The sequence below is a fragment of the Shewanella sp. ISTPL2 genome (assembly GCF_013283205.1).
Classification (GTDB): Bacteria; Pseudomonadota; Gammaproteobacteria; order Enterobacterales; family Shewanellaceae; genus Shewanella; species Shewanella oncorhynchi.
This window is the reverse complement of record NZ_JAAPAV010000001.1, coordinates 214,686-236,879: the sequence shown is the minus strand read 5'-3', so window position 1 is coordinate 236,879 and position 22,194 is coordinate 214,686. Positions and strand designations below refer to the sequence as shown.

The following is a 22,194-nucleotide window of genomic DNA, read 5'->3' as shown; positions in this document are numbered from 1 at the left end:
CCCACTTAACTTGCCAAAATGTTAAAAACTAGATTGTGTCGCTTCTTTTCCGTAAAAACCACTCCCCCAATCCAGATTAATTTCTTATAACGATGCTTAATCTTAGAGTTAAAAAGTACTAAATACGGCCCTTTTTATAGATATAGCTACTACATCTAGTTACAGGTCTAAAAATTGTCACTTTTGCGTATTAAGATCCGTAAAACCGCATAAGAACAGGCGACACAAGCGCGTCAAAAAATTGACTTAAGTCGTTTCGTTAGCTAAAATTCCACCACTTGTATCACAGTGCGACATATTTGTTGGACTTGTGCGTCTATGGATTAACACACTTTGGCTGTTGGGAGCTTACTATGGGATCGGTAATTACATCAAAGAAAGGTTTGCTTAAGTTAGTAAAAGGGCAAATCAATGTCGAAGTTGATGGTTCAAATCAACCCGCTAAGGATGGCGAACAACTCCCTAAAGGTGCTGTGCTCCATATTGGCGAAAACGCAACCTATGAAATTACCTTCGATGATGGCACTAAGCTATCAAATGAAGTCGCGCCCAGTGAAACTACTGCAGCAGCCTCTGGCACGGCTAACGAAGCAGCCCTAGATGAAATTCAAGCATTACAAGATCTTATTGCATCCGGTGAAGACCCAACTCAGAACCTACCAGAAACCGCAGCAGGCAACACACCAGGCAGTGATGGTAACTCGGGCTATGTCACTCTAGCCCGTAGCGGCACAGAAACCATTGCAGCTTCAGGCTACTCAACAAGCGGCCAAGCACTGACTGGAACGACGGTCAATATTCCACAATTCACCATTGCAGCAGACTCACCTTCAGCACTTGCTAATGACAGCAACACTTCCAATGAAGATACTGTAGCGACTGGCAATGTGCTCGATAACGACACTGATGTGGATTCTACTCTAAGTGTTGTGAGCTTCGAAATCAGCGGTACCACCTACGCAGCAGGCACAGAAGTGACTCTCGAAGGTGGTGTTTTAGTTTTAAATAGCGACGGCTCTTACACCTTCACACCGAATGAAAACTGGAATGGCCAAGTACCTGTCATTACCTACACAACCAACACGGGCTCAACTGCGACGCTAACCATTAATATCAGCCCTGTCGATGATCCTTCCATCCTTGCAAATGACAGCGCCACAGTTGCAGAAGACACTGCAGCAACAGGCAATGTGCTTGATAATGATTCCGATATCGACAGCACCCTGTCCGTTGTCAGCTTCATCGTGAACGGCGATACTGTTACCGCGGGCACCACCGTTTCCTTAGAAGGCGGCAGCTTAGTCATCAATGCCGATGGTTCTTACACCTTCACGCCGAATGCAAACTGGAATGGCCAAGTACCAGTCATTACCTACACCACCAACACCGGTTCAACCGCCACATTAACCATTAATGTTACCCCTGTTGATGATGCCTCTGCGTTAGCCAACGATACTAATACCGTTGATGAAGATACCGTTGCCACCGGTAACGTGCTCACCAATGACAGCGATGTGGATAACACGCTCTCTGTAACCAGCTTTACGGTAAGTGGTCAAACGGTTGCGGCTGGCACCACCGTTGCCTTAGAAGGCGGCAGCTTAGTCATCAATGCCGATGGCTCTTACACCTTCACACCCAATGAAAACTGGAATGGCCAAGTACCAGTCATCACCTACACCACTAACACTGGCTCAACAGCAACGCTAACTATTAATGTTAACCCTGTCGACGATCCTTCCATCCTTGCAAATGACAGCGCCACAGTTGCAGAAGATACTGTAGCTACAGGCAATGTGCTTGATAATGATTCCGATATCGACAGCACCCTGTCCGTTGTCAGCTTCACCGTGAACGGCGATACTGTTACCGTGGGCACCACTGTTTCCCTAGAAGGCGGCAGCTTAGTCATCAATACCGATGGCTCTTACACCTTCACGCCTAATGCAAACTGGAATGGCCAAGTACCTGTCATTACCTACACGACCAATACCGGCGCAAGCGCAACGCTGACTATTACCGTGACCCCAGAGAACGATAACTTCACGGATGAAAACGAAGAGCGCAGCCTCGCCGAAGACAGCCCAGAAGTGACGGGCAATGTGATTGATGGCATCAGCGTTGACGGTCCACTGAGCGTCGTGAGCTTCACTATCGCCGGGGATGCGACGGTGTACACTGCCGATGGCAATGACGTGGTCATCACCGGGGTGGGGATCTTTAGCCTCAATAGCACTGGCGGGTACACCTTCACGCCCGCGGCAAACTACAACGGTACTGTGCCAGTCATCACCTACACCTTGACCGACGGCTCCGGTGCCAATGACACCTCGACCTTAAGCTTAACCGTGACCCCAGAGAACGATAACTTCACGGATGAAAACGAAGAGCGCAGCCTCGCCGAAGACAGCCCTGAAGTGACGGGCAATGTGATTGATGGCATCAGCGTTGACGGTCCACTGAGCGTCGTGAGCTTCACTATCGCCGGGGATGCGACGGTGTACACTGCCGATGGCAATGACGTGGTCATCACCGGGGTGGGGATCTTTAGCCTCAATAGCACTGGCGGGTACACCTTCACGCCCGCGGCAAACTACAACGGCACCGTGCCAGTCATCACCTACACCTTGACCGACGGCTCCGGTGCCAATGACACCTCGACCTTAAGCTTAACCGTGACCCCAGAGAACGATAACTTCACGGATGAAAACGAAGAGCGCAGCCTCGCCGAAGACAGCCCAGAAGTGACGGGCAATGTGATTGATGGCATCAGCGTTGACGGCCCACTGAGCGTCGTGAGCTTCACTATCGCCGGGGATGCGACGGTGTACACTGCCGATGGCAATGACGTGGTCATCACCGGGGTGGGGATCTTTAGCCTCAATAGCACTGGCGGGTACACCTTCACGCCCGCGGCAAACTACAACGGTACTGTGCCAGTCATCACCTACACCTTGACCGACGGCTCCGGTGCCAATGACACCTCGACCTTAAGCTTAACCGTGACCCCAGAGAACGATAACTTCACGGATGAAAACGAAGTGATTTCAGTGGCAGAAGACAGTCTCGCAACCCCAGGTAGCGTAATAACTGGCACCAGCTCGGTTGATGGCCCTGTGACTGTTGAAAGCTTCAGCATTGCCGGAATGACCGGCCCCTTTGTCCTTGGCCAGCCAGTGACAATTACCGGTGTCGGCAGCTTCACTTTGAGCGAGAACGGTAACTACAGCTTCACGCCAGCGGCAAACTACAACGGCCCAGTGCCAGTTATCACCTATGTGTTAACTGATGGCTCTGGCCCAACGGTCACCTCGACCCTGACGATTAACGTCACGCCATCTGATGACAATGTTTTTTTAGGTGGTCTCAACGTCCAAGGTGGTGAGTTAACAGTTAGCGAGGCAAACCTTTCAACGGGTTCAGCGCCTAATAGCAATGCGCTGACTCAGACTGGTAACTTTAGTTTTACCTCTGTTGATGGATTAGCCTCTATCACCATCAAAGGACAAAGCTTTAATTTGGCGGCATTACTGGCACTAAGCCCCAATACTGCAGTAAACATTACAACTCCTTATGGTGTCTTAACACTGACTGGTTTCACAGGCGATGCAAGCGGTGGCTCCATCAGCTACAGTTACACCTTAAATAATAATGTCGACAATGACTCTCCCCCAGCAACTAACACTAGTTATTTAGATAGCTTTGCTGTAACCGTTGTGGATCAGGATGGTAGTCAAGCAAATGGCAGCCTTGATGTGAAGATTGTTGATGATGTCCCTAATGCCAAAAACGACACAGGCAGTGTCGATGTTATCGTGGATACTTTTATCGTATCTGGCGTTGTGGCAAATTGGACATCATGGACAAATGGCACAAGCGTAACCAGGTTCGATGGTACAAATAATCCTAATGGTGGTGGCACGGATAATGACAGTGGTTTAGATCAGATCAGATGGGGGAATCCAACTAATACCTATCAATCTGGCTATGGTTTTATTGATAATGACAGTGCATTAAATGGTCAGTTCTCTTTAAACCAAGATATCATTTTAGGCACTTTTACCCACTATAATTTCCCAGTCTCTTCAGGAGGGGCAATTACCAAAGCAAGCATGGATGTCACTTTCTCGGTTACTGATGCCTATGGGGTAGTCACACCAGTGACCCTTAAAGTCAACTTTGAACACAATGAAACGCCTAACACCAACGATCCTGAAGCATCAAAGGATATTATTAAAGTCAGCAATACGAATGTAACCTTTGAATATCAGGGGGCAATTTATACTCTGCAGGTAATTGGTTTTAGGGATCCAATTACTAATCAAGTTGTGACTGAAATTAGAACGTCTGAAAATGATGCAAGTAGCTATGAACTAGTTGTTCGTGTAGTAGCTGGTAATGGTTATGAATTACCCTCAACTACTGGCAATGTGTTAGCTAATGACGTAATCAGTGCTGATGATGATATCACGGTAATTGGTGCCGCAGCGGGCAACCAAACAGGTTCAGGTACCTCTGGCAACCTAGGAACCATTATTTCAGGGCAATATGGCACGTTAATCATCTTCGCCAATGGTAGTTACACTTATACAGTAACAGCCAACGCCTCTGCGATTCCGGCTAATGCAACGGAAACCTTTACGTATACCATGCAAGATGCTGATGGTGATAAATCCAGTGCATTACTGACTCTAAATGTAAATACCGTTAATGCAAATACGCTTAAAGCGGCTCAAGATCAAGATAGTGGTCCTGAAGATACTACTGTAATCGGTAATGTGCTGGATAATGATGGCAATAAAAATACGTCAGTAACCCATTTCACTGTTGCTAACAATGCCGCTCAGCATGCCGCTGGTAGTAAAATCACCTTGGCAGAGGGTGAACTGACTCTCAATGCAGATGGTAGCTACACCTTCAAACCTGCCGCTGATTGGAATGGTCAAGTCCCAGTGGTTACCTACACCACGAATACGGGAGCAACAAACACGCTGACCATCAAGGTAACGCCTGTTGATGATCCAACGATAACTGAGGCAGATAGCAAAACCATTTCTGAGGATGCCTTAGCTAATGGTAACGTGTTGGAAAATGATACGGATGTGGATAGCACATTATCCATTACCAGCTTCCAGGTGAATGGCACAACCTATAATGCCGGTAATGCTTGGTATCAATTACCTGAAGGCAAGCTGCAATTGAAGGCAAATGGTGAATACAGCTTTGATCCAAAAGATCACTGGAGCGGTTCATTGCCTGAAATCACCTACACCACTAATACAGATGCCACAAGTACATTGAATATCACTGTTAAAGCAGTGGCAGATATACCTAACCTGACAATTAATGGGTACACCTCTGTTGCTGCTATCAACTTTGAAGATGCCAAGTTCTCTGGCAGTTGGGATGGTGTTAAGGCAAATGACATTAAGGGCCTAAATACCATCGGAACTTGGCATACCAGCAATAAAGGTGGCCAAGTTGAGATTGGTTATGAAAGTGTCTACGTCTCTGGTGGCTCCAATAGCAATAAAGTCATGGAAATTGAGTTCAATGGTGGCGATAAAACCTTATATACCGATATTCAAGCGGATGCTGGTCGATTCTACGAACTCGGATTTGATATTGCGGCCCGCTCAGGTAGCGTAAATACCTCTGGACTGACGATTAAGCTTATTCCGCTAGATGCTCAAGGCAACCCATTAAATGCTCAAGCCATAACGCTATACGATTTCGATCCAACGAATGCTAATTGGTTAAGAGATCAAAAGATCACCTTACCCATTGATCACTCAGGTAAATATCGTTTGCAGTTTGAAGGAGATAATGGGGACTCATACGGTGCCTTGTTGGATAACTTAGCGTTTAAAGTGGTAGACAATATGGGCTATCGCGGTGAGTTTATTAAACTCAGCAATATTTCGTCGTCGCTCAAAGATACAGATACTTCAGAAACACTGAATCTTAAGCTGCAAGGCTTACCTGAAGGCGCAGTGCTGAAAGATGCTGCGGGCAACGAAGCTACCGTAGGTGTTGATGGCACTGTGGATATCAGCAACTGGGATAAATCCAGCCTACAGATTAAAGTCACTAGCCATGGCAACTTCACCATCACTGTGGTGGCTACGGCGACTGAAACCAGTAATCAGGACACAGCGCAGAGCACTGCGGACTTCCAAGTCACCGTTCTACACCCCAACAATGTTGTCGGTGGTCAGAGTGTTGATTCATTCATCATGACCGATTGGATCAATAATACAGCTCAATTTGCCGTTAATTTAGGAGGATACGGTACTGTCGCTTCATCATCCAAGACTCAGTACATTGCTAAAGATACTGAGCTGCTGATTAATGCTGGCAATAGTAATGATTACATCGACCTTGGTGTTTCTACTGCTAACAATATTGTGAACACAGGCAGTTCTTTGCCAAACCTAAATAACCCTGTAGTCACTCAGGCAGAGATCCTTAGTAGCAAATTTATGGCTCAGGATGATATCACCACCGATGCAGGTACATTGATGGCTGATGTGCTGCAGCCACTGCAACCAAAAACTGACACTGTTAACCTTGGTAGCGGTGATGATACAGTCTATGGTGATCAAGGTAGTCAACTTGTCTACGGTGGTAGCGGTGATGACTTACTGATTGGCGGCGAAGGTATCGATGGCTTACGCGGCGGTGACGGCAACGACACTCTGATTGGTGGCCTTGGTAATGACGTTCTACGTGGTGATAGCGGTGCTGATACCTTCGTCTGGCGATATGCAGAAACGGGAACAGACCATATCACTGACTTTAATATCCATGAAGATAAATTGGATTTAAGCGATTTACTCCAAGGTGAAAGTAACAACACACTACATAGTTATTTAAACTTTAGCTTAGTTAGTGGTTCAACTGTGATTGATATCGATGGCAATAAAGACGGTGTGTTTGAGCAGCATATCGTTCTTGACGGTGTTGATTTGTATAGTGCGTATAACACTACAACAGAGACTGGCATTATTAATGGCCTACTAGGTACTAATGGCAGCGGTCCGTTAATTGTTGATACTCAGCCAGTCACACCAGAACTAAGTCCAGGTCTTGCACCATTGAATAGCAATGAGCAGCATAATATCCCTTAGATAAAATCGTTTGGATGGCCTATAGAAATATAGGCCATCATGACCGATACTTGCATAACCATATAAAAATCCAAAGGATAAGTAATTAGGTGTCAGCTGCAGCTTCTGAAAAAATTGATCAATGGACCATTTCAGCCTCACAAAGAGTGTTAGTGGATCCTTTGCTGGATTGTTTAGTGTTACTCACTGAGCATTTTGGCAATCCGTGCTCGAGCGATTCGCTTGCGGCAGGTTTACCCTTGTCAGGTACCGTGTTATCACCCGACTTATTGCCTCAGGCAGCTTCAAGAGCGGGTCTAGCGGCTAAGCTATCTCGAAAAGGCTTAAACGAAGTATCACCTATATTGCTCCCCTGTATTTTATTATTAAAAGACAAAAAAGCCTGTATATTGCGAGAACTTGATGTTGCATCAGATAAAGCAATTATTCAATTACCCGAGACGGGCGGTGAAGAAACACTGACAATTGAGTCGCTCGAAGCCTTATATGTGGGATATTTATTCTTAGTCAAACAAGAATACCGTGGCGACATGGGCTTCGATGTTTATCTACACGATAATAAAACCCACTGGTTAGTACAAACCCTCAAAGATTCAGCACCCATTTATCGTGATGCATTAATCGCTTCTGTATTGGTGAATTTATTCGCCTTAGTTTCACCGTTATTTATTATGAATGTGTATGACAAAGTCGTCCCAAACCTCGCCTTTGAATCCCTTTGGGTTTTAGCGATTGGTGCGGCGATTGCTTATATGTTCGATCTTATCATGCGGCAACTTAGAAGTTACCTCATCGATGTTGCAGGAAAAAAAGTAGATATTATTGTGTCTTCGCAACTTTTTGCTAAAGCGATAGGTATTCCCCTAGAAAAACGTTCTCCTAGTATCGGCGGCATGGCGAAACAGTTAGGTGAATTCGATAATATTCGTGAAATTTTAACTTCGGCAACGATCACAACTTTAGTCGATCTCCCCTTCGCGATATTTTTCTTAATCATTATTTTTATTGTCGCTGGTGATCTCGCTATAGTTCCAGTCATTGGCGGCATCATCATTATTGGCTTCACGCTTTATATTCAACCTAAACTCAAAGCGGCAATCGAAGAAGGCAATAAATTTTCAAGCTTAAAACATGGGCATTTAATCGAGAGCTTATCAGCGCTAGAGTCAATTAAAGCTAATGGTGCTGAAGGAATTGTGCAAAAAAGCTGGCAACAGATGATAGGCCACAGTGCAAACTGGCAATTAAGGTCAAAAAAGCTCTCCAACTCTGTATCGAACGTAGCGAACTTTACGGTGCAATTTACCGTTGTCTGCGTGGTGATTTTGGGCGTTTATCGTGTGGCTGATAATGCGATATCTATGGGCGGAATTATTGCTGCGGTCATGCTATCGAGCCGCGCCATTTCACCTATGGCACAACTTGCAGGCCTGATGACGAGAGCAAACCACACAGCCAGTGCACTACGCCAACTGAATGAAATCATGACTCAAGAAGATGAGTTTGAAAATAAAGGACATTTAGTTAGCAAACAAAGACTCATAGGCAAGATCAATGCTGATCATGTTGGTTTTAGTTATCCCGGTTCTGAAAAGCCTGTGCTGCATCCGATGTCGCTGACGATTAATCCTGGCGAACGCATTGCCATTATCGGTCGAAATGGTTCAGGTAAAAGTACGCTAGCTAAGCTACTGGTCGGGCTATTTCAACCCACGGCAGGAAGCTTGCGCTACGACGGTTTAGACTCAGCACAGATTCATCCGAGTGATTTACGTCGTAATTTTGGCTACCTACCCCAAGATGTCACCCTATTCCATGGTTCTATTCGCGACAATATTTTATTTGGTACACGTCAAGTCACTGAACATCAACTCATCCGCGCGGTACAGCTTTCTGGTGTGAGTCAATTCACCAACCTAGAAGCAGAAGGCCTAGACCAACAGGTCGGCGAAGGCGGCATGTCACTCAGTCGCGGACAAAGACAAACTGTCGCTCTTGCTCGCGCCACACTGAATGATCCCCCAGTGTTACTGATGGATGAGCCTACGGCGAGTTTAGATGCTCGCGCTGAACAACAATTTATTCGTTCAATGCAAAATGTCAGCAAAGATAGAACATTAATTCTTATTACCCACAAGATGCATTTATTGCAACTCGTCGACCGCATTATTGTACTTGAACGCGGCCATGTGGTTGCCGATGGACCTAAAGCAGAAGTGCTAGAAAAACTCAATTTTGGCCTAGTGAACGGTGAGGCTAAAAGATGAGTAAACATTTAACAACAAACGACTTAGACATGGTTGATGATGTCTATGGCGCCATGATGACAGACGCTCCCAGCGGACACAGATTAATCATATGGGCACTTGCTGCTATGGTAGTGTGTTTTCTACTGTGGGCGGGGTTTGCTCAATTAGATAAGGTTACTACTGGAACGGGAAAAGTGATTCCTTCATCACAAGTTCAAGTTATCCAAAGTCTAGATGGCGGCATAATGCAAGAACTCTACGTTCAAGAAGGTGAGATAGTCACAAAAGGGCAGCCTTTAGTGCGTATTGATGATACCCGCTTTCGCTCCGACTTTGCTCAACAAGAGCAAGAGGTTTATGGCTTAAAAACCAATGCTATCCGCATGCGCGCTGAACTCGACAGCATTCTAATATCAGACATGACCTCTGATTGGCGTGAGCAAGTGCTTATCACTAAAGAAGCATTGATATTCCCTGAGGCTATCATTGCTGCAGAACCCGCCTTAGTGAAAAGACAACAAGAGGAATACAACGGGCGCTTAGATAACTTAAGTAACCAACTTGAGATCCTCGTACGTCAAATTCAACAAAGACAGCAAGAAATTGATGATCTCGCCTCTAAAACAACGACATTAACGACGAGCATGCAGCTAATATCCCGCGAGCTTGAACTCACTCGACCTTTAGCCAAAAAAGGTATTGTTCCTGAAGTTGAGTTACTCAAACTCGAACGCACGGTAAACGACTTGCAAGGTGAATTGAATTCAATGCGTTTACTCCGCCCTAAAGTAAAAGCGGCATTAGATGAGGCTATCTTAAAACGCCGTGAAGCCGTATTTGTTTACGCTGCAGAGTTGCGCGCACAGCTCAATGAAACTCAAACCCGCCTCTCTCGCATGAATGAAGCACAAGTTGGCGCGCAAGATAAAGTCAGTAAGGCGATTATCACCTCCCCTGTTAATGGCACAATTAAAACCACGCATATCAATACACTGGGTGGTGTAGTGCAACCAGGGATCGATATTATCGAGATAGTACCATCGGAAGATCAACTGCTGATAGAAACTAAAATCTTGCCTAAAGATATCGCTTTCTTACATCCAGGATTACCCGCTGTAGTAAAAATTACCGCCTATGATTTTACCCGCTATGGCGGCCTTAAAGGAACTGTCGAACATATTAGTGCCGACACTTCTCAAGATGAAGAAGGCAATAGTTTTTATCTCATCAGAGTTAGGACAGCAGAATCTAGTTTAACCAAAAACGATGGCACACAGATGCCAATTATTCCGGGAATGTTAACTTCAGTTGACGTTATCACGGGGCAAAGATCCATACTTGAGTACATTTTAAATCCAATTTTAAGGGCTAAGGACACAGCGCTCAGAGAGCACTAAGCCTTTTTTTATAAACCGGGAGGTTGGTCATGAAGACTTCAGCAATACGACAATTTCAATGTTCAAAGATAGCCATAGTGCTGTCATTAATCCTGTTACCTTTATCGGCTCAAAGTCAGACGTTAGAACAAGCCGTTGCACATACGCTAGATACAAACCCAGATTTACGAGTAGCCTTCAACCGCTTTAAAGCGCGAGAAGAACAAGTTAATCAAGCGATAGCAGGCTATATGCCAACTATTGATGTCAATGGTGGCTACGGTTACGAACAAACCGACAGCGTATCGACACGTAGACGACCCAATATCGGCGAAGTCGATAGCAAAGGGGTGGCTGAATTAAATCCCGGAGAGTTTGGTGTTAGCATAAAACAAATGCTTTTCGATGGTTTCTACACCAGCAGTGAAGTTGATCGTTATAGCTTTGAAGCTAGCGCAGACCAATGGGCACTGCTTGCTGCAGCTGAAGATATGGCACTCGATGTAAGTAAAGTCTATCTCAACTATTTACGCACCGATGAAGTGTTAAAATTAGCCGAGAAAAACCTTAACAGCCATAAAGAAATTTATGACCAGATTAAACAACGTACTGACTCAGGTTTAGGCTCAATCGCAGACCTATCACAAATCTCGGGACGTTTGGCGCGTGCTAATGCTAACGTTATTTCTGCTCGCAACAATTTACTTGATGCAAAAGCACAGTACGTCAAAATTGTAGCGTCGGCTCCGGCAGACTTAATATTACCAGTGCCAGATGCAGACATGCTGCCAAAGGATCTTAGCTCTGGCATTATTGTTGCGCAAGAGAATCACCCCATACTCAAATCTGCAGCAAACGATATTAGTGCCGCTGAAAATGAACGCTCTTCAGTACAATCCAATTACTATCCTCAGGTTTCTTTAGAACTGAATGGTAACTGGAATAACGATATTAGCGGCGAAGATGGAATATCAGGTGCTGGTGCTTTCCGCAGTGATGTGGGTGGCCATAGTAACGATCTCGTCGCCATGGTGAGGGTGAGATACAACTTATTTGCGGGTGGTAAAGATCTTGCCCGTGAAAAAGAAACTGCTTACAAGTTAGGTGAAGCGAAAGAAATCCGCCAACGTGCCCAACGTGAAGTTGTTGAAGGGGTAAACCTAGCTTGGAACGCATTTGAAATGCTAGCGCCGCAAAAACAATATATTCGCGATCATGTCGTGGCCGCAAAGGATACTCAAATAGCCTATGCACAACAGTTTAACTTAGGCCAACGCAGTTTACTCGACTTATTAGATACCGAAAATGAACTCTTCGAGGCGCGTAAAGACTACTTACAAGCTGAATATGATGAAGTTATTGCTAAGTATCGCGTGCTCAATTCTACAGGGCGATTATTAGACTCACTTAAAGTCACTAGACCTGATGCGTGGCGCGGAGAGCGCAATTATGAAGGAGGAGCTAACAAATGAAAACTCTCACATTTTTTCTAAGTGTCACTCTTTTAGCTGGTTGTTCGATGCGCGATACGGTTAATATTGACGAAATGGTCACAACTCAAACCTATGATCTATCTGATAAAGATAGCGATGGTGTCATTGAAGCCCGTGAACGCTGCAACGACACCGCCCAAGGGGCAGGTATTGATAACTATGGCTGTGGCAAAATAAAAGCGATTAACGAGCGAAAGGAAATAAATATTTTATTCCCGAATGACTCTGCTTATATTGCGCCTGAGTACTATCCTCAAATTGAAGAGGTGGCTATTTTTCTACGTCAGTATCCAACGACCAAAGTGACTATCGAAGGTCACACGAGTCGCACAGGAACCGATGAACGAAATACAGTATTATCTCAAGAACGTGCAAATGCTGTCACCGCAGTACTGGCTGAACGCTTTAGTATTGATAGAAGTCGATTAACTGCTATTGGATATGGTTCTAGCCGCCCAATTGTTTTAGAACAGACGCCGGAAGCAGAAATTCGTAACCGTCGTGTTGTTGCAGAAGTCACTGGTGATGATACGGCAGCAGACATGAAATGGACAATTTACTCGGTCGATGACAACTCAAAATAAAGGACTAACACATTAGGTTATGAACGGCAGACTTGATTATAAAGATTCATTATTGCGAGTCTGCCGCTTTAGCCTAATAGCGTCAGCCCTAGGCATATGTTGCCTATATGCGGCCCCCACACAAAACCTTGATGAAGTGAAGATAACTTCAACCCTAGAAAAACATTACGGCGAACGTGCTGGAATGCGAGCAAGGGCTTGGTTCAAAGTGTTATCGGAAGCGAGTACGCTAGATGAAAAAGAAAAGTTATTGAAGGTGAATAACTTTTTTAATTTATTCCGTTTTGTAGATGACAGTAAATTATGGGGAGACTCGAATTATTGGGCAACGCCGATGGAGTTTATTGGTGTGAATGGCGGTGATTGCGAAGACTTTTCGATCGCAAAATACTTCACCCTACTCCAACTTGGTATTCAAGAGGACAAGATGCGGATCACTATGGTTAAAGCCACTACGGTTAATCAATACCACATGGTATTGGCTTACTATGAAACACCATCATCAATTCCTTTAGTGCTCGATAATCTTGACCATGAAATAAAACCCGCCACAAAAAGAAAAGATCTACTGCCTGTTTATAGCTTTAACGGTAAACAGTTATGGCTCAATAAAGAGCAAGGTCGAGGCGTACTGGCAGGGTCCTCAAAACGATTAGAAAAATGGAACGATCTTAACCATAGATTAGGTGTTGACCGTCTTAGGCAACCAAAATTAAAACTGGAGTAGCACCAAAAATGACACTGTTTAGACAGATTTATTCGCTGCTTTTTAGCCTATTCTTGCTTGTAGTTGCAAGCCTTGGCTATGTGCAATTCACTGAGACTCAAAGCTTTTTAACAAAGCAAATGGAGTCCGATCTAAACAATGCCAGCACTTCACTCGGTCTAATGCTTACCCCAGCACTCGAAGCCGGCGATACCGCAGCGGCAGAAACCTTAGTGAATGTTATTTTTGAAGGTGGTTACTATCAAAATGTAAAATTGACTTGGATGGTCGATGGTAAGCAACAAGAGTGGAATAATCCTTTAAAAATTGAAGATGTCCCTCAATGGTTTATCAATCTAGATCTGTTTAAAACCATCAAAAAACAAAGCACTATCACCTCAGGTTGGCTGCAGCTAGCACAGCTTGAAATCACTGCTCATCCTGGTTTTGGTTATCATGAACTATGGCGAATCATGTCCAATACCATCATAGCCTTCTCACTACTTTTTCTCGTTGCTATTTTTACAGCAAGAGTAGGCTTAACATGGATATTGAAACCTCTCCACACCCTGTCTGAACACGCGAAAAGTATCGCAGCACGCCAATTTGGTCCAGACATGGCACTACCCAAAACCACCGAATTAAAAGACTTAGTGACTGCATTTAACAGCATGTCAGCTCAATTGAAACAAGTGTTCCATTCTCTTGACGAAGAGGTTGGCGCGTTACGTAAGAAGAATCTTGTCGATCCGGCGTCAGGCCTGCCTAACCGCCAATATGTAGTAAGTCGTTTAAATGGTTGGTTAAGTGAACCTAGCAGCGGCGCTTTATTCCTCGCCAAGCTCGACTGGCTCGAAGAAGTGCACAGTAAATATGGCTATCAAGTTCGAGATGAAACCATACGGATCCTCGCAGAAAAGTTTCAACAGCAATTAAACGAAATAACGCCTTCGGTCATAGGGCGTATTGCCGCCTATGAATTTGCATTTTTAGTGACCGATGTTGAACACGATCAGATCAGCAAATATTTACAAACACTTATCCGTACCATCAATCAAGAAATGTCAAAAGCAGGCTGTAAGCCCAACGAAGACTTTGCTATCGGTATTGCTGAACGTATTGGGCAAATGAATGTGTCGGATATTTTGGCCCAAGCCGACAATGCCCTTCAAAAAGCATTACAAGAAAATAAAACCTTCCACTGGTTTGAAACCACAGAGCAGCAATTATTCACCCGCGAGCAATGGCGCGATAACCTCAGCCATGCCATCAGCAATAAGAAGTTTAAGTTTAGATGGCAACCCATACAATTTTGCGATGGTGATGGCATAGCGCAACGGGAATTGTATTGCCAATTAGAGCTTGGCGATCAACTCGCCCATGCAGGGCAATTTATGCCGTATATCGAGTTATTATCACTTGGTGCCTTACTCGATAAATGCTTAATTGAAACTGTCTACGAGCAAAAACTGCTCGAGCGGAGCTATGAACCGCTCGCAATTAACTTAACCCACCAAAGTATTAACGATCCTCAGTTCCATGAATGGCTAAATCAATTTTTGCGAAATGCCGCATTTATTGAGCGTATCTGCTTCGAAATCCCTGAGGCTGGTGTTTATAGTGATCTTAAGTCATGTCAGCACTTATGTAACATCATTCGCGATAACGGTGCTAAGTTTGGTATTGACCACTTTGGTCGTCAGTTTGGCTCTATGTCTTATCTACAGGAATTAAGACCTAGCTATGTGAAACTGGATCAATCCTTCGCCTACTATGATGAGACACACCACAATAGCGAATTGTGCCGCGCCCTAATCAACGTAGCAAAAGGATTGGACATTCAAGTCATAGTGACGGGTATTCAAGAAAAAGCTCAGCTAGAACGTTTTAACGAGCTTAGAACAGATGCCTATCAAGGCTTTATCGCCCCGCCAGTGAATCTTGACTAAGCCGTATTATTAAGAAGTGATTTTGCAAATAAAAAGCTCCGTAAGGAGCTTTTTGTTTTTCTACGGTTGAGTGACTATGCCGATACAGTTCAGCAAATCTGCCAGGTGTAAATAAGAACTGTAGCCAACTTCTATACTCATTAAGGATGCGCTATCAAGCGACAACAAACATGATAATGTCAGTGAGTAGTTCCATTTCGCCAATGCAAAAAAGCCTCAGTGTATTCATTAATGAATGCTGAGGCTTTTCTACTTATTTGGTCGGTGATAGAGGATTCGAACCTCTGACCCTCTGGTCCCAAACCAGATGCGCTACCGGACTGCGCTAATCACCGTAAATTTTGCACTATTGTTTACATACGCTTTAGAAGGTTAACCCTCTCGTCCACTTTCATCCAAAACATCAGGATGCGCTATCGGACTGCGCTAATCACCGTAAAATATTAACTATTTACCTAACTTACATTAAGCTCGCTAGTCACGCGAAGAATTTGGTCGGTGATAGAGGATTCGAACCTCTGACCCTCTGGTCCCAAACCAGATGCGCTACCGGACTGCGCTAATCACCGAGAATGAAAATCTTTATATCAAAGTAAATGAATGGGGTGACTGATGGGGCTCGAACCCACGACAACCGGAATCACAATCCGGGACTCTACCAACTGAGCTACAATCACCACTGATTTTCACTTACTTTGCTAACCTTAAAGCTCACAACTCTGTTCGGAAGTGGTGCGCCCAAAAGGATTCGAACCTTCGGCCTCACCCTCCGGAGGGGTGCGCTCTATCCAGCTGAGCTATGGGCGCTCGCCTTGGTTAGCGCCGCATATACTAGGGTCAAATCCCCTTTGAGTCTATAGCTGTTTTGCACTTTTTTTACTGACTGCTCAAGTTTTATCACATTAGCTGACTTTTAAAGCGGAATGCAGCCAAAATATGACTTGGATGTTACAGTATTTCATGCTAATTATAGACTTTGGTAAAAGCAAACATATATTTAACTAGTGAGTATCATGTTTAAGGATGAAGATGAAACTGGCCAGCCGCGTGTGAGTGAAACTGAACGCTTACGCAAAAAAATTATTCGCTTAAAACAATTAGCGCATAAATATAAGCATGCTGAGATCATTCAAAACGCATTACTCGAAATATCCAATATTGCGACTCATGCTTCTTCACTCGAAGAATTCTATGTCGGCGTACATAGCCATCTAAAACAGCTGATTCCCGCTGATAATTTTTTTATTTCAACCCTGGATACTCACACAGGTGAACTCGCCATCCCCTTTTTCGCTGATGAGAAAGATGCCCATCCAGCAGAGCTTTATCCTGAACAATCACTATCTACATTATTACAGCAAGGATTAACAGGCTACGTACTCAGAACTGGGAAAGCTTTGTTGTGTAACAATGACACAGTCAATGAACTGATTGCCGCTGGAGAAATTGTTAATTTAGGTTCTCCCTGTCATCTGTGGCTGGGCGTGCCCATCAAACAAGATGACATAGTAACGGGTGTGTTAGTGGTGCAAACCTATGACACAAACATCAGTTATGGTGAAATCGAACTCGAGTTAATGACGTTCATTTGTCACCATATTGCTGGGGTCATGGAACGACTAAAACATCAAGAACAATTAGAACAAGCTATCCAGCAAAGAACAAAAGAACTCAGCCAAGCCTACGATAAGTTAAAACTAGAAGTCTATGAACGGCGTAGAGCTGAACGCTTACAAAAATCACTGTTCGAAATCGCCGAGCTAGCAAGTTCCAGTGCAGACAACCCAGACTTTTATACCCAATTGCATAATGTTATTCGACATTTAATTCCGGCCAATAACTGCTATATCGCCCTATTAGACGACACAGAAACCCACCTCACGTTTCCTTTTTATGTCTCGCAATTAGCCAATAAGCACCCAGGCACTCGGCCGCTACAAGACGGCTTAACCGAATATGTACTCAAACATAAGCGCCCACTATTGCTAGATCAAAACAGTATCAATGCATTAATTGCCTCTGGTGAGCTATATTCCAAAGCGCCAGCGTTAAATCATACTCAAACCATGCATCAGTGGATCGGAATCCCGCTTTTTATCCATGATCAAGTTCGTGGTGCGTTAACGATTTACAGTTTTAGCATGACACAGAATTACCAAGTTAAAGACTTAGAATTACTGACATTTGTATCACAACATATAGGCTCGGCTATCGAGAAAAAGCTGTCCGCAGAGTCCTTACAACGCAGTTATGAAGAGCTAGAAGAAAAGGTCATTGATCGTACCAAAGCGTTAGCCGAACTGAATAAAAGTCTTGAGAAGGAAATTCAACAACGCCGTAGTATGGAAGCCAAGCTAGTTCACGATGCCAAACATGATGCACTTACAGGCCTGCCTAATCGCGCTATGTTTATGGAGCGTCTATCTCAAGCGATCAAACATGTTCGTCGCCATAGCTTAGAACAGTTTGCCCTGCTGTTTATCGACCTCGACCGCTTCAAACAGATTAACGACACTATGGGACACCTAGAGGGCGATAAATTCTTAATTGAGACGGCAAGCCGACTCAAGTCCTGCATACGTGATAACGACACCTTAGCGCGACTCGGTGGCGATGAGTTTGTGATACTGCTCGATAGCATTAACAACATCAACGACGCGAAAGATATATCAGAAAGAGTGATCCAAAAAATATCCCAGCCCTATCGACTTGGCACAATGGAATTTAGTTCTGGAGCCAGTATCGGTATCACCATCAGTGGCAAGCACAGAATTGATACCAGTGAATCTATGTTACGTAATGCAGATACTGCCATGTATCAGGCGAAAGCCAATGGTAAAGGCTGCTATGTTATTTTTGATGATAACGCCCAACATCAGGCCATGCAGGATGTCGAGTTAGAAACTGAATTTAGACATGCATTACACCATGCTGAAATCCAGCTTAGTTACTTACCAGTAGTCAATTTTAAAACAGGTCAAGTGCATGCATTAGAAAGCCGCCTGTTCTGGCAACATCCGCAGCGTGGGCTCTTACAGCAGGAACAACTTAGCACGCTTGCTGAACAGTCACACCTTACCGTTGAGCTCGATAAATATACGATCAACATCATAGATAGCAGCTATCCCCAACTCCTCAAGCAATATGATGAATCTGTTGAATTACATGTCATGCTTTCGAGCCAACATCTCAAGCATAAGCATGTACTGCGCAGTTTGAAAAACACTCTCAAGCAAACCCAGTTAAACCTGAGCCATTTGTGGTTATTCTTCAATGAAAAAGCCCTAGTGCAGGAAACTGAAAATCATATCAATGGCTTTGAATTGTTGCAGAAGCTCGGGGTAAAACTCGGTATCAGCCAGTACGGTAGCGGCTATAGTGCATTAAATAGCTTATTGTTTCTGCCGATAAAAGGCTTAAAACTCGATGCCAACCTCACCAAACAAATACAAGGCGAGCAACAGCTTAAGTTAATGTCAGCCTATCAAAAAACGGCATCAACCTTAGAGCTTCAAACCTTTGTCGATGGCATTGATAACCCTGAACAAAAACGTATCTTCAGTGAACTGGGTTATCAGCTGGGCCAGGGGGCTGCTTTAGCCGACACTTTTACCTTATGTGAAACCCAACCACAGATATGTGCTCAGCTCGAATATGCCTAGTAAAAAATAAGTAGCTGATTTAAAAGAATAGTAAGCGAAACCGCTCGCTATTTTTTAAACATATCTCTTAAGCTAGAAATATTTGCCCGCCCCGTTTGCATCCGCTCCTGTTCCGTTTGTTGTGGCTTACGATTTTCCCACACCACATCATCTTGAGGTAACTCAAGTAAGAAACGGCTTGGTTCACAACGCATGGTTTCACCAAATTGGCGCCTTTCGCGGCAGAGGGTGAACCAAAGCTCTCGTTGAGCTCGAGTGATACCCACATATGCCAACCGACGCTCCTCATCGACGTTATCTTCGTCTATGCTGGTTTGATGGGGCAAGATACGCTCTTCTACTCCAACCATAAACACGAAGGGAAACTCTAAGCCCTTAGAAGCATGCAAGGTCATCAACTGCACCTGATCGCCACCTTCATCCTCACTATTGCGCTCCATCATGTCCCTGAGCGTCAATCGAGTCACCACCTCTGGTAGAGTCATAGCTTCATCTAACTCATCACCCGCGAGCATCTCAGTCACCCAACGGTAAAGCTCTGAGATATTCTTCATCCGCATTTCAGCGGCCTTGGCACTGGTGCTGGTTTCGTATAAGTAATCTTCATAATTGATCTTACGGATCAAATGCTTCACCGCCTCGACGGGTTCACCACGTTCAGCATGATCCCCAGTCTCCACGATAAAACGACCAAACTGATACAAAGATGACATAGCCGCAGGCGGTAAATGATGATTCAGTTCAGGCTCAAAAATCGCCGCAAACATAGAAATATGTTTCTCGTTGGCAAAATTACCTAAACGCTCTAAGGTTGATGGACCTATGCCACGTTTAGGCAAATTAACGATGCGCAGGAAAGCATTATCGTCATCGGGATTCACCACGAGCTTTAGATAGCCCATGATGTCTTTAATTTCAGTACGAGCAAAAAATGACGTACCACCACTCAATTTATAAGGAATACGGTTCGTCATCAGTGCGCGTTCGAGTAACCGTGATTGATGGTTGCCCCGATACAAAATCGCATAATCGCCAAACTGAGTACGGCCAACAAACTTGTGCCGCACAATTTCGGCAACAACACGTTCAGCCTCTTGCTCCTCATTGGCGGCAAACAGCACCCGCAACGGCTCACCATAGGCAAGCTCGCTAAACAGGGCTTTATCGTAAACATGGGGATTATTAGCGATAAGAATGTTAGCAGCCCGTAGGATCCGCTGGCTAGAACGGTAGTTCTGCTCCAGTTTAATCAGCTTAAGCTGCGGAAAATCTTTACCCAATAACACGAGGTTTTGTGGCTTAGCACCGCGCCATGAATAGATAGACTGATCGTCGTCCCCCACCACAGTAAAGCGTGCCCGATCACCCACTAACAGCTTTACCATTTCATATTGGCTGGTATTCGTATCTTGATATTCGTCCACCAGCAAATATTGGATCTTGGTTTGCCAGCGCGTCCGCACTTCTTCATGGTGCCGCAACAATAGGGTTGGCATCAGGATTAAATCGTCAAAATCTAAAGCGTTATAGGCTTTCATATGTTGAGCATAACGCTGATACAGCGTAGCAAATAAGTGCTGTTGCTCATCTTTAGCGATTTTGCGCGCCTGATCGGGAATAATTAAGCCCCCCTTCCAGTTTGAAATCGTACTGGCGAGCGCTTTGAGTAAATCTTTATCTTCATCCAACTCGTCTTGGGTTAACTCTTTGAGCAGGGCCAAGGTATCTTGATCATCAAACAGCGAAAAACCCGGTTTTAAACCTAAGACCTTATGCTCGCGTTTAATGATCTCAAGCCCTAAAGTATGGAAGGTTGAAATCCACAGACCTCTGGCTTCCTTACGGCCCATCGACTGAGCGACCCGCTCTTTCATCTCGCGGGCAGCCTTGTTTGTGAAGGTCACCGCCGCGATATTACGCGCCTTATAGCCACATTTTTCGACCAAGTAAGCGATTTTATTGATAATGACGCGCGTTTTACCACTACCCGCACCCGCCAAGACTAGGCAAGGGCCTGAAACATAATGAACAGCATCGTTTTGGGCGGGATTGAGTTTCATCTTTGCGCAATATCCAAACAAGTCGACAGAAAGGGATGGGATCATAGCAGAATCGACAGTTTTAAGGCTAACAAATCCCCGCTTAGGTTGAGCAGAACTCAACTCTGTAGATAAGCCTCTCCGTGATATAAACCCCAACAACAGCCAACTAAAGTGTTCACGCGTCTGCTTTACTTTTGAAAGCTAACGTACTGAGTTACAATCGAGCTATTCAGTAAAGAGGCGGACAAGATTATGATCAATCCAAAGAAAATCGAAGAAATGGCGAAACAATTGAGCGAAAGTTTGCCCAGCGGTCTAAAGCAATTTGCCGGTGAATTTGAAGAGCGCAGTAAGCAAGTACTGCAAAATCAATTGCTCAAGTTAGATATGGTTTCCCGTGAAGAATTTGATGTGCAGCAACATGTACTACTGAAAACCCGCGAAAAATTAGAAGCCCTACAAGCTCAAGTCAATGAGTTAGAAAAAAAGCTCAACGCGGCGGGCTAACTTATCATGCATGTTTGAAAGAGCACAGTTAGCAATAGCGCAGCTGTGCTTTTTTGTTTTTAACACTTCAAGCATTGAGTCACTTGGGGAAATAATGCAACAACTCGCCAGCTATATCCTTGCTATTGAAGGCTATCCAAGCCCTGTCTACGTGGTAAGCCAATCAAACGAGCAGCAAACCTATCACGATGATAATGTGGAGATTTGTGAGTCCATAACGCTTTATCACTTCGATAACGGGGTTGTGATTAGCAAGCTAAGCGAGCAAGATAAACAAGCTTATGCGTCAGACATGGTTTGTGAAGATTATTGGCTCAGCTATCGGGTTGTAATAGCTCATATTGCGATTTCGCCGCAGCAAAAATCCTTTAGCAATCTATGTCAGCAAAGCTTTTGGCTTAAGATGCAGCAAGGGCTGGCAGTAAAGCCACCGCTGCAACCAGAGCATAAACAGACTTAATGCTTTAGCGTCGAACAATCAAGGAATGAAGCTACA

11 protein-coding genes and 4 tRNA genes are annotated in these 22,194 nt (G+C 44.5%); 10 read left to right on the top strand and 5 right to left on the bottom strand.

Going from position 1 to position 22,194, the window contains the following annotated elements; translation table 11 throughout:
* The first annotated feature begins 353 nt into the window (after positions 1-353).
* The 7 genes from HUB64_RS01050 to HUB64_RS01020 all read left to right on the top strand — a co-directional run bounded on the left by HUB64_RS01050 (position 354) and on the right by HUB64_RS01020 (position 15,487).
* Entirely contained in the window at positions 354-7,130 is a 6,777-nt protein-coding gene (locus HUB64_RS01050) for a retention module-containing protein (protein ID WP_173496185.1), read from the top strand.
* An 89-nt stretch (positions 7,131-7,219) separates the two neighbouring features.
* The gene (locus HUB64_RS01045; protein ID WP_173496184.1) at positions 7,220-9,397 is read left to right on the top strand and encodes a type I secretion system permease/ATPase; all 2,178 of its coding nucleotides are present in this window, start codon (positions 7,220-7,222) and stop codon (positions 9,395-9,397) included.
* Positions 9,394-10,776, top strand: a complete 1,383-nt coding sequence (locus HUB64_RS01040) for an HlyD family type I secretion periplasmic adaptor subunit (RefSeq protein WP_131523362.1) — start codon at positions 9,394-9,396, stop codon at positions 10,774-10,776. The genes HUB64_RS01045 and HUB64_RS01040 overlap by 4 nt, the downstream gene beginning before the upstream one ends.
* A gap of 29 nt (positions 10,777-10,805) precedes the next feature.
* The gene (locus tag HUB64_RS01035) at positions 10,806-12,227 is read left to right on the top strand and encodes a TolC family outer membrane protein (protein WP_173496183.1); all 1,422 of its coding nucleotides are present in this window, start codon (positions 10,806-10,808) and stop codon (positions 12,225-12,227) included.
* Complete coding sequence (locus HUB64_RS01030; RefSeq protein WP_105250449.1) at positions 12,224-12,832, top strand: OmpA family protein; 609 nt, start codon at positions 12,224-12,226, stop codon at positions 12,830-12,832. The genes HUB64_RS01035 and HUB64_RS01030 overlap by 4 nt, the downstream gene beginning before the upstream one ends.
* 19 nt (positions 12,833-12,851) lie before the next feature.
* Positions 12,852-13,559 (top strand): transglutaminase-like cysteine peptidase, encoded by a 708-nt coding sequence (locus HUB64_RS01025; protein ID WP_173496182.1) that lies wholly within the window; start codon positions 12,852-12,854, stop codon positions 13,557-13,559.
* Between the two features lie 8 nt (positions 13,560-13,567).
* Positions 13,568-15,487 carry an EAL domain-containing protein gene (locus HUB64_RS01020; RefSeq protein ID WP_173496181.1) on the top strand — a complete coding sequence of 640 codons (1,920 nt, stop codon included), beginning with the start codon at positions 13,568-13,570 and terminating at the stop codon, positions 15,485-15,487.
* A gap of 258 nt (positions 15,488-15,745) precedes the next feature.
* Here the strand turns inward: HUB64_RS01020 and HUB64_RS01015 are convergent.
* From HUB64_RS01015 to HUB64_RS01000, 4 genes are all read right to left on the bottom strand, one after another.
* A tRNA-Pro gene (locus HUB64_RS01015) sits at positions 15,746-15,822 on the bottom strand.
* A 157-nt stretch (positions 15,823-15,979) separates the two neighbouring features.
* Positions 15,980-16,056, bottom strand: a tRNA-Pro gene (locus HUB64_RS01010).
* A gap of 32 nt (positions 16,057-16,088) precedes the next feature.
* A tRNA-His gene (locus HUB64_RS01005) sits at positions 16,089-16,164 on the bottom strand.
* A 53-nt stretch (positions 16,165-16,217) separates the two neighbouring features.
* A tRNA-Arg gene (locus HUB64_RS01000) sits at positions 16,218-16,294 on the bottom strand.
* A gap of 206 nt (positions 16,295-16,500) precedes the next feature.
* Here HUB64_RS01000 and HUB64_RS00995 point away from each other — a divergent pair.
* Complete coding sequence (locus HUB64_RS00995; RefSeq protein ID WP_173496180.1) at positions 16,501-19,149, top strand: diguanylate cyclase; 2,649 nt, start codon at positions 16,501-16,503, stop codon at positions 19,147-19,149.
* A gap of 47 nt (positions 19,150-19,196) precedes the next feature.
* Here the strand turns inward: HUB64_RS00995 and rep are convergent, their stop codons facing one another.
* A complete protein-coding gene (rep, locus tag HUB64_RS00990) occupies positions 19,197-21,209 on the bottom strand; it encodes a DNA helicase Rep (protein WP_173496179.1) in 2,013 nt (670 codons plus the stop codon).
* 234 nt (positions 21,210-21,443) lie between these two features.
* On the opposite strand from rep, the gene HUB64_RS00985 reads away from it, so the two are divergent.
* Together HUB64_RS00985 and HUB64_RS00980 are read left to right on the top strand one after the other, a co-directional pair.
* Positions 21,444-21,698, top strand: a complete 255-nt coding sequence (locus HUB64_RS00985) for an accessory factor UbiK family protein (protein ID WP_006083441.1) — start codon at positions 21,444-21,446, stop codon at positions 21,696-21,698.
* 94 nt (positions 21,699-21,792) lie between these two features.
* Positions 21,793-22,158, top strand: coding sequence for a hypothetical protein (locus HUB64_RS00980; protein WP_173496178.1), 366 nt, complete (start codon positions 21,793-21,795; stop codon positions 22,156-22,158).
* Positions 22,159-22,194: the final 36 nt, after the last annotated feature.